The sequence below is a fragment of the Thorsellia anophelis DSM 18579 genome, from assembly GCF_900111395.1.
GTDB lineage: Bacteria > Pseudomonadota > Gammaproteobacteria > Enterobacterales > Thorselliaceae > Thorsellia > Thorsellia anophelis.
Genome location: NZ_FOHV01000022.1, coordinates 35783 through 46740 on the forward strand (window position 1 = coordinate 35783; position 10958 = coordinate 46740).

At 36.7% G+C, this 10958-nt stretch carries 4 protein-coding genes, 1 other RNA gene, 2 pseudogenes and 1 riboswitch; of the genes and pseudogenes, 4 read left to right on the forward strand and 3 right to left on the reverse strand.

The genetic code is table 11. The features are described from left to right. Positions 1-174: 174 nt before the first annotated feature. Both vapC and vapB read right to left on the reverse strand, forming a co-directional pair. Positions 175-578, reverse strand: a pseudogene (gene vapC, locus BMW37_RS11165) (type II toxin-antitoxin system tRNA(fMet)-specific endonuclease VapC). Further along, positions 578-811: a type II toxin-antitoxin system VapB family antitoxin gene (gene vapB / locus BMW37_RS11170; protein ID WP_093321052.1), complete on the reverse strand. Its 234-nt coding sequence runs from the start codon at positions 809-811 to the stop codon at positions 578-580. Before vapB ends, vapC begins: the two are co-directional and overlap by 1 nt. A gap of 673 nt (positions 812-1484) precedes the next feature. Here vapB and BMW37_RS14950 point away from each other — a divergent pair. Further along, a pseudogene (locus tag BMW37_RS14950) lies at positions 1485-2360 on the forward strand (sigma 54-interacting transcriptional regulator); the annotation flags it as partial. Positions 2361-2400: 40 nt separating this feature from the next. On the opposite strand, the gene BMW37_RS11185 reads toward BMW37_RS14950, so the two are convergent. Continuing rightward, complete coding sequence (locus BMW37_RS11185) at positions 2401-5898, reverse strand: hypothetical protein (protein ID WP_093321053.1); 3498 nt, start codon at positions 5896-5898, stop codon at positions 2401-2403. 1164 nt (positions 5899-7062) lie between these two features. Here BMW37_RS11185 and rnpB point away from each other — a divergent pair. From rnpB to murI, 3 genes are all read left to right on the forward strand, one after another. After that, an RNA gene (gene rnpB, locus BMW37_RS11190) (RNase P RNA component class A) lies at positions 7063-7435 on the forward strand. A 126-nt stretch (positions 7436-7561) separates the two neighbouring features. Beyond that, a riboswitch (cobalamin riboswitch) is annotated at positions 7562-7783 on the forward strand. A gap of 66 nt (positions 7784-7849) precedes the next feature. Next, positions 7850-9793 (forward strand): TonB-dependent receptor domain-containing protein, encoded by a 1944-nt coding sequence (locus tag BMW37_RS11195; RefSeq protein WP_093321056.1) that lies wholly within the window; start codon positions 7850-7852, stop codon positions 9791-9793. Next, the gene (murI, locus tag BMW37_RS11200; protein WP_093321058.1) at positions 9738-10598 is read left to right on the forward strand and encodes a glutamate racemase; all 861 of its coding nucleotides are present in this window, start codon (positions 9738-9740) and stop codon (positions 10596-10598) included. The genes BMW37_RS11195 and murI overlap by 56 nt, the downstream gene beginning before the upstream one ends. Positions 10599-10958 lie beyond the last annotated feature (360 nt).

Sequence of the window (10958 nt, forward strand, 5' to 3'; positions counted from 1 at the left end):
TACAAAGGTGAGTATAATTTAAAAAGAGAAGTTTAAAGATATTATAATACAATAACTTGAATTGAGAGTTGCACTTTAATGTGTAGCGATTGGATCATTTAATGATGTGTTGATAGTTTTAACCATTAACACATCATTCAAATGTTTCATGTGATGAATTTTAAAGTATAATAATTAATTATCTAACCAATTTTCTACAATGAGACCTGGTACGCTATCAAATTCTTTGCGATTATTAGTGACAAGTATTAATCCAGCACTTCTTGCATGCCCCGCAATATGTAAATCATTAATTCCAATTGGGGTACCATTTCGTTCTAGCCCTGCTCTAATATGACCATAGTGAGCGGAAGCCTTAGCGTCATAATCTAAAACACTAATACGAGAAATAAAATCTTCAACAACTTGGAGGTTTTTCTCCTGTGAGGTGCTTTTTTCTACTCCATGCAATAACTCAGAAAGTGTAATTACAGAAATTGCCATTCGATTAGTATTAGCGTTGAAACGAGCTAACAATTCTATAGGGCGGGCTTTAAAACATAGATAACAATATTAGTATCTAGCAGGTATTTTAGCATTAAAACCCCTCACGCTCAGACTGATGTTGCTCTGCCCGTTCTGGTAAAAAATCATCTGATACATGCTTATCATTTAGAAAAAAACTATCCCATGTATTTTCAATGGGTGATAAGATTCTCTCATTTCCTACAGCCCTTACAGTAACTAAGCTCACTGATTTTGGAAAACGCATATCTACGGGTAACCGCACATTTTGAGTGTTATTATTCATAAAAACTTTAGCTTGTGACATAGCTTACTCCTTTAGTGTTGCCCTGTTAAATGAATTATACACTATATAGTTTATACCCTCCTAAATTTTTCATAACTCCAACCCTACGAGAAAAACACTACAAATATGATCCTACAATTAATCTCATTACTACTGATGCTTTTCACCCTCCGTAAGGAACAATGAAGTTTCATGCCACAAGGGGCAGACTTATCATTATGATGGCTTTAGGTTGTTTTGTGGTGGGCAAATAATTTCGGACTCTTTCTTGTAGGTTTATCAATGTAATTATTTAGATCTGTTTGGTGTAAAGCCACCATTATAACTATGAGACCTAATCGCACTGTAATATTTTACGATATAATTAATTATATATTAATGAGAAACCGTTAAATTATCATTTCTAGGTTTTGTTACCCATCTAGTTTTAACGCTCCTTTCAAACGCTCCATTCGGCTATTATCCCAGTAATTACCAAAGTGAGTACAAAGGTGAGTATAATTTGAAATGAGAAATTTAAAGTAATTATAATACAATCACTTGAATTAAGAATTGCGCTTTAATGTATGGTGTTCTGTATTGAATAGATTATTGCAGAATATGGTATTCGTGTTGTAGTGCACTAACAAATTAAATTGCTGAATAACCACAGCTATCTATAAGTGCCCGCAAAAGCAATTCACAAAGCTAGCTCAAGCAATATTATCAGATTAATTGCAGGGCATTGCCCGAACAACTCATTGAATCCGAAATTTTTGGTCACGCAAAAGGCGCATTTGCTGGCGCAGTCAGTCAAAGAGATGGGTTATTCCAAGCGGCAAATGGCGATACCTTTTTCTCGATGAAATTGGTGATATACTCTTGTCTTTAAAAGTCAAACTTTTACTGGTTTTACAAGAACGTAAAGTTAGACTGGTAGGGTAGGTGGTGATCATGATATTGATGTGCGTGTAATTTCATCGACGCACCATGATTTATTTTGTTCTATCATCGTAATTTTTCCAATTTAATTGTCATTATAAGCTATAACTGCCTACAAGAAAATTGTATCACTACATATCAAGTCATGGAAAAGCGTGAACTTCGTGAAGCTCTGTTGTATCGCTTAAATGTGGCCAATCTCAAAATCCTTACATTAAACGAACGAGAAGAAGATATTCCAATTTTAGCTAATCATTTAATACAAAAAATAAGCGAAAAGTAAAATATTCAATCAAACAAAATCAAAGAACGCGTGTTTTCGAATGATACGATGACATGACTAGCCTAAGCTAACTGGGCGGGTAGTGTTAGACAACTAGTTAATGTGATTGAGCAGTGTGTCTCATTAACCTCCGTACCTATCATTAGCGAAGCCTTAGTTGAACAAGCACTTCAATGTGAAAATACCGCACTGCCGACTTTTACAGAAGCAAGAAATCAATTTGAACTCAACTATTTGAGAAAGGTGATCCAGATTACGAAAGGTAACGTGACGTAAGCGGCGAGATTGGCCGATCGTAATCGTACAGAATTTTATAAATTGTTGTCACGTCATGAACTGGAAGCAAATAATTTTAATAAACCTTAAATTTAGCATTCACAACTCATGTAACTTATCAGCTTTGAGCTTACAAATTATTTGCTTTAAGTTCAGCAACGGTTAAATAAGGCTTTCTAAAGTCGCTATCCATATGTGCATTACACATCACCAATGCATTGAAAGCTGTCCAACCTGTGGCTCGCCCCTCTGTTGTATATGTTGCTTCATAAGAGCCCCTCACCCAAGGTGTTTCTACTCCTCCATAAGTGTTTTCTACCGTCCAATATCTTAAATTAGCAGGAAAGCCTCCCCATCTATTTGAAGCTTCTAGCCAATTCCCACCATATAACGCCATGCTATACCAAGCTTTCGCCATCGATGAGTTATTGACAAGGAAGAAGTTTGGTTGTAGATAAGCTGCATTTTTCCAAGGATAAAAACTTTGGACATACGGATCTAATTCAGGTCTCATACTTGGCGGTAAGGTAAACAAACGCCCCTCATCACCAAATCGATAATATTCGGAGTAAACATTTTGTTTTTCGCTTAAATTAGCCAAATCCACAGATGGATCCCTAATGATAGGATTTGGTTCTGGATTACCTGCTCTGAAAAAGATATCCTCTTTTCTTTCACATGTATCTAAAGCTTCAACTTTGTTAGCCTTCATATCCCCTTCACCTGTCATCCACACACTCGGTAGAAAACTAATCTCTAACGGTTTTGGAATATTATAATTTGCAGAGGAACTTACACTCACTTTAATTGGAATAATTGGTGGTGGTTGACGGAATCTCAGTTTCCGTTCTGGATCATTTAACACACCTTTGTGCGGATTACCTTCAGAAAGGGTAACGTCAATAAAACGATTTAATTCCCATTGTGCTGGACTTGTAACATTACTGCCCATTAATTGATTAATTCGGTTAATTTGTTCCGTAGACATCCTACTTATGTACTCTTCATCCCATGATACTGTGACAACAATATCTTCTAGCGGGACAACGTTGTAATCACTCATATAAACTGTTTTGCTTCTCCCAAAAAATTGCAAGAATGCTTCTTCAAACCAAGGAATATACTCTAGCGCATCATCAGGCCAGTTGGTCTGACTATTATAAATTCGACTTGATTGATTAGCACCAATCATTGCACCAAATTCGGCGGTTTCAATCGTTTCTCCAGTTTCAGCAACAATAAAATTCCCCCATCCACGTCCTTGTTGCGCTTTAGCGCCATCGTAAGCAAATAAAAACAATGTATGTGGTTTGTCTGACAGATTTTTGGCTACATAAGGTTCAATTTCACCGTTCGGGCCAACTTTTCTTAATATGAATTCAAAAGTTTCACTCCCAGTGACTACATATCCCAATAATTGTTGAAAATACTCACTTAGAGGATGATTTTGCAATTCGTCAATGTCATTAGTAGTTTGAATCTCTTCATCTGATAATTGAATCGGACGAGCAATATAATTTTCATCAGATACCCATGCATAAAACGATTGATTATCAACACCACTGAAATTATATGTTGCAGAGTAAACTGTCTTCCCATTTTCTATTTTTCTGGTAGCTTTAAGATCATGTACAGCAGGGGTATCCAATACGCCATTAAGATTTCTAACACAAACAAAATTCAACCGGCTGAGATCTGAAGCATTTAATCCTGCTTTACCATTGTTAAAATTAACATGTGATGCCGCAAATGGAAAAATCCCGGTGTCCCAATAAATCTGAGGATATCCTGGTATTGAGTCATAATCAGCAAACCCGTCTAAATAATCCGGATATAGAACAACTCCTGTACCTTGGGTTGAATTGAAGAAAGGGAAATAATAAAAATTTGGGCCATCTGGGTACGCATGATATTTCGCTAAATCAATGCGTTTACCTGGGCCTAATGCTGATTGATTAAAATCATATAAAATGGAGTCCTCAGCATCAGTTACCCATGTTTGATTAATCGGAATCGTACCTGGATTCCCCCACTCTTCCCAAAGTGAGATTAGGTTTTCCTGATCAGTTGTTAAATTTCTTGGTGGTAAATATCCATCAATCCAGTTACCTACATCCGTTTCTGGTGATATACCGGTCATTGAGGTCACTAAAGGCGGAACATACGGTTGCTCTTTTTTGTAATCGTAGTTCACACAGGAATTATAGGCATCATTAAATGACGTGGTTCTTTGTCCACCACTCGTTTCGCTAGAATGAATAAACCAGCGTTTCAAACTAAACCTATGCTCAATAGTTGGATTATTGGTAGTATTAGGTGCGTGTGAAATGCCATCAATATCGATTAATGGTACTTTAGGGACAGCGGTAATTTTAATTTCGACTTTATCATTAGCGGGTGGTGCCAGTAACGTTACGACGCCACTATTTGGATCAACACTGGCTAAATTAGGGTGACTCGATGTCCATGTATAATTCTTATACATCATCGGCGTAACAACACGAAATGTTGCACCTTTAAATCCGTTGGTTGGGAAGTTGACTTTATTATTCGGATCAATCGATTTGACTTGAATAAATGGATACACATTACTGATCACATCATTATCGCTACCAATTCTGAACGAATCATTCAAGGGCCAATTCTCAGCAGTTGGCTCAAGTGGTCTTTCCCAAGTAATCCCATTATTATTTCCCCACCAATTATTAATATAACTTGGATTTTGATACAGTTCAGCGACTCGACTAATTGGAAAGGGATTACGTACAAAAATAAACGGTGCGCGCGGTGGAATTTTAAACTGATATTTAGGACTTTTAAGTATGGTTGTATTCTCAAAAGGAATACCTTGTGTTGAGATGACTGGAGAGATCCCATTTTCGTTAGGTTCACCTTTCTCACCGGTCCAAACTTTTCCAGGTAAACCATTTGGTAAATAGGCATTGATTGTTTCAGCCGGATAGGTATCTTTTAGCGCTTGTGTTAAAGGTAATACTATTGGTTCTTCAATGATTTGTTCTGGATTAGTTCGATCTTCATGAAACCATTTAATCGATTTGTATAGCTCACTAAGTTGTGCTGTGGGTGCAATATCTTGAATGTCTAATTCACTTGAACTTGTTGCAGTTAAATTTTGAATTGGACTATTTTCATTCGGTGCGGTTTGATCTGGTAAAATTAATTCTGAAATCGCCTGTGATAGGATTAATTCGAGGTTCACATTGACAGGTTGGTCACTTCCATCATAACCATCTAAATCAGCATCATTGACCTTAACTGTGGCTGTATTGATTTTAGGTAAGAAGTTAGTGAAATCATTTAATGTATCTTTTGGCAGTAGCTCTAATTTTGCATCTATGATTTTAAGGCTTTCGTCTAATTGTGAAACCGGTGATTCAGTGGAAGAATCTGTTGTCGGCTGTTCTGTTTGCAAATTGGATTCATCTTTTGCAATTTTTACTTCGGTACCAGCAACATTTTTGATTATTTCTAGTTCAGCGTTAGCTGTCGGTTTTTTTCCGTAAATTGGCCCCGTATCACCGCTCGCCTTTTCTACTGCGTGCATTGAAGATACGGAAATCATCTGCAAAGCTGCAAATATTAAAAGAGGTAATTTAGCAATACGCATACAGTCAATCCTTGGTTTATTCTTTATCAAATTCGAGTTAACGCTTTTACTCAAAGAAACAGTTTACAGAATCCCAATATTGAGGCTCTAGATAATCGCACCCTTTATTATAAAAATTATGGTGTGTAATGGTCAAGTTCTTTTATAGTGTTTAACAAACGCCCTATCTTTTGATAAGCTATCAGTTCAAAGTTTAGTTGTACTATGTCCCTTGAATTTAACTGGTAATAACAATCTCCGAAGCCAGAAAGGAAGTTTTCCCACTGAATATAAGTGGATATGAGGCGAATTTCCTAACGACAAATATTGCGACAAACCAGATATAGATAGTGCTTACAATCCACCGACCACTATGGGCGGAAGTTATTTATCTACACGCTATTATTCATCATCTGTTGCATATAAGCAACTACGCCGTCCCAAGTAATTTATGGGGTATTGATTTTAAAAATATGTAGTTAACAGCAGTAATTTATCGGTTTTGATAGTATTATTCACCGCATGTGCACTTGCTCCATAAGCCATTTCTTTGTAACTGATATGGTATACCGCTTATAAGGTACTCTCATCGTTTCGTGCTTAGCATGACTAACGATTGCTAAACACCAAATCTTTTCTTTGGTTTATTATTTTTTACGACGGTTACCGCCGCAAAAAAGTATCTCTGCTAAACTATCACATTAAGGAGTTGATGACCATAATTTTATTTGCACTAAATATAGCCGTATAATGACTAGTTTTTAAACGCACTCAGTCTCTAATTATAATGCTTAGCAAGTTAATAAAATATTAGTATGGTTAAAATGTACTGGCATGCTGATTTCGGATAATCATTAAGAGGTTTCCCCGTATTCTCCCAGTATTTTATTTAAGCTATCGCCTATATTAATAACAGTATAGATGAGATAATCAACTAATGATGGCATGACTTTACTTTACACCCAATTATGATTGAAGCCTTAATTAGTTGTAAGTAATGCCAGCTCCTTTCTAATTATGTAACAAAAAAGTCGAGCATCGCGTTAATAAAGTAACCGCAGTTGGGCTCCCCCTCCTTTAGGAAGGGGAAGATGTCAATATTTTAGCTCACTTAAGAAATAAGTGTTTTTCATTAAAATGAATGTTATGTTTACTCAGTATCAAATATGGATTACTATGTACATGAGAATTGACTAGACAATCGCTGCTTTATCGTTGTCCTCTAGGGGAGACAGATAAGGGGGAGGAAAGTCCGGGCTCCATAGGACAGAGTGCCAGGTAACGCCTGGGCAACTTAGGTTGACGACTAGTGCAACAGAGAGTATACCGCCGATGGCTCGAAAGAGATCAGGTAAGGGTGAAAGGGTGCGGTAAGAGCGCACCGCGCGACTGGTAACAGTTCGTGGCACGGTAAACTCCACTCGGAGCAAGGTCAAATAGGAGTTCGTTAAGTGTGGTCCGCACGGAACTCGGGTAGACTGCTTGAACCAATGAGTGATTATTGGTCTAGAGGAATGATTGTCCAAGACAGAACCCGGCTTATCGGTCAATTCTCACTTTTTCCTCTGTATTAAGATATTTTGCTATAGCAAACACATATAAATATTTATTTCAACAAATAAGAAAAACCTAATCCATTTTAAAAGCAAGTAGATAGTTAACTCGTTGCATTTAATCGCAAGAGAGCTTATATTATCATTCTGGTGTATGGGAATCTGGTGTCATTCCAGAACTGACGCGCAGCGGTAATGTAAGAAGTAAAAAAATATGCTCACGCAGACACTGTTTTGATAAACTTAGACACTAAATCGGTGATAAGTAGAATAAATGGGAAGTCATTTTTTTACGCTATGGGGATGCCATTGAACTTCTCAGTCCGAAAACCTGCCAGTATGATTACGCAATAGAATTGTAAGTCGCGAATTACTTGCCGATTCACCGCGCTATCCATCATTACAATGGATGCTCCTTTATGTTTTTTATTCAAAAAATAACTTCAGCAGATCAATTACCTGTTAACCCACATCGTTTCCAATCAACTATTCTTTTTTTTAAGTTAGTTTTACTTTCAATGTTACTTATTTCTCTATGTGTTCTATCTGATGATGATTTACTTGATAATGAAGTTATTACGGTAACTTCAGGTCGATATTTATCTCCTATATCTTCAGTTTTAGCACCTACAATTACCTTGACAAGAGACGCTATCATACAGTCACAAGCAAATTCTGTGCTTGAACTTGTTAAAAGATTGCCTGGTATAAGTGTTGCGCAATCTGGTGGTACAGGCCAGCAGAGTAGTTTATTTATCCGAGGAACTGAATCTAGGCATGTATTGGTTTTGATTGATGGAATTAGATTGAATCAAGCGAATATCTCTGGCGCATCTGACTTAAGCCAAATTCCACTCTCTTTAATCCAAAAGATTGAATATATTAGAGGGGCAAGAAGCGCTCTTTATGGATCTGATGCTATCGGAGGGGTGATAAACCTTATCACTTACCCGGAAGAAAACGATGATTATCTAGGAAGTGCTAGAGTAGCCCTAGGTTCACATGATACTCAGCAGTATGATCTTAGCGCACAGTTAGGGAAAGGAATGACTAAAGTGAACGGTGCAATTGGATTAAATAGGAGTCAAGGTACCGATGCTGTTGCGAATATGCCAGATGCTGGAAGTATTAGGCAACCTGATAAAGATGGCTATCAAAATCGTTTTGCTTGGCTTGGTATTGCACATCAATTTAACCAACACTTATCTGGAAATATTAGGGCTTTCGGCATTCAAAATCGCAATAAATATGATGGCTTTTTTTCTTATGTTGATCCAACGGCTTTAATTGATGAAAGAGCATTAGAAAGTAGTAATTTGGATGGTAGAATGTATTGGCAAACAGATCGTTATGCTATACAACTTATTGCAAGTCATAATCAAACAAAAGATTATAACTATAATGATAGAAATGGGCGTAAGGATATCACCGCTTCTTTAGATGATGCTAGACAAAATCAAATACAGCTTATCAATACTTGGCGTTATGGCTACGGGTCAATTAATTTAGGGGGGGAATGGCAGCAACAAATAACTGAGCAAACCCCATCTGATTCAAACACTAAGCAGCGTTCTTCTTTAAACAATCGAGCAGTCTATATGACTACACAATACCAATTAGAAAAGTGGCTTGTTGAGACTGCATTAAGGCATGATAATCAATCTCAATTTGGTGATCACCTGACTTATCATTTTGGTGTAAGCTATCCTATTTTAGAAAACTATAAGGTAGGTGTGTTATATGGCCATGCCTATAAAGCCCCCAATTTAATGCAATTGTATAGCCAATATGGTGGAAATATTAACTTGAAGCCTGAGCAGAGTAAACAAGCAGAGATAAACCTAGAGGGAGAATTTGAACAATTTAGCTTTAGAGTGACAGCGTATAAAAATAATATTACTGAACTGATTGATTATCAAACAGAACAGTTTATTAATATAGGTAGAGCCGAAATTTCAGGTGGTGAATTAGAGTTTAAGCTTGAAAGTGATTATGCGGATCAAGTTTTAACTTTGGCTTATCTTAACGCGAAAGATAAAAATAAAGGAAACCGCCTAGTAAGAAGAGCGCCTAAACAACTTGATTATCAGCTTACTAAGGTTATAGATAGAACTGAAGTAACTTTAAATTATCATGTTGAAGATAAGCGTGAAGATATGACATTTGATAACGATAGCTTCACTAATAAAAAAGTGACTTTACCCATAAATCAGCAATTTGATCTCGCCCTAAGTCATGAAATCACACCATCGTTTATAATTCGTGGTAGAATATCTGATATATTTAATCAGCAAAGAGAGACGGTGTATGGCTATCAACCAACAGGCAGATCATTCTCTATCGGTGGAGAATACAAATTCTAATTCACGAGGCAAACCTACTATTTTGATTTTTGATTCAGGTGTAGGTGGACTCTCTGTGTATCAAGAAATTGAAAAATTATTACCCGATTTACACTTTATCTATGCTTTTGATAATGAGGGATTTCCATATGGAGAGAAATCAGAGAAGTATATTAAAGAAAGAGTTGTTAAGATTGTTACTGCAGTAGAGCAACAATATCCATTATCTTTAGCAGTAATTGCTTGTAACACGGCAAGTACGGTCAGTTTGCCGCCATTAAGAGAACAGTTTTCATTTCCAATCGTCGGAGTTGTTCCTGCTATTAAGCCTGCAGCTAAGCTGACTAGCAATCATATTGTTGGTATACTTGCAACTAAAGCGACTGTACAGCGTGAGTATACACATGAATTGATAGAGCGATTTGCTGCGGATGCTAAAATAGTGCTGCTAGGTACATCAGAACTTGTAGAAATTGCGGAAGATAAATTACATGGCAAGCCTGTCGAATTAGAAGCACTTAAACGAATATTGCAACCTTGGCTATTGATGAAAGAAGCGCCTGATACAGTTGTGCTTGGGTGTACCCATTTTCCTCTCCTTACTGATGAACTATTACAAGTTTTACCTGCAGGAACGCGTTTAGTAGATTCAGGAGTTGCTATTGCAAGAAGAACAGCATGGCTATTAGAGAATGAATCCGAACTTAAATTAAGTCATCATCATAATATTGCGATTTGTACTTCTCTAAATGATGAAGTGATGAGACTTAAAGACGTCCTCGATAATTATCATCTTTTCGAAATAAAAGAGCTAAAATTAAGCTAATTGAGCATTTAATGATTAAGTTGTAAATTTTTTAATCGAATGAGAACTCATTTTTAAAAAAGACTTGCGCAATAAAAATTATCGCCTATAATTCGCCGCCTGTTAGCCACTAAGCAAATTCTTAACAGAATAAACAAATAGAGCCAACAAGCGGTTGATTTAAGTTTCGTGAAATAAAATAGCAAAATTTAAACGCAATCGTAGCGAGAAAAGTTAAAATAATTTTAAAAATTAACTTGACACGCTAAATTGGGTGAGTATAATACGCGCCCTGTCGATGAGAAAAAAACTTCCCGACACCTTCGGTCAATATACCGAACGCTCTTTAACAATTTATCAGACAATCTGTGTGGGCACTCG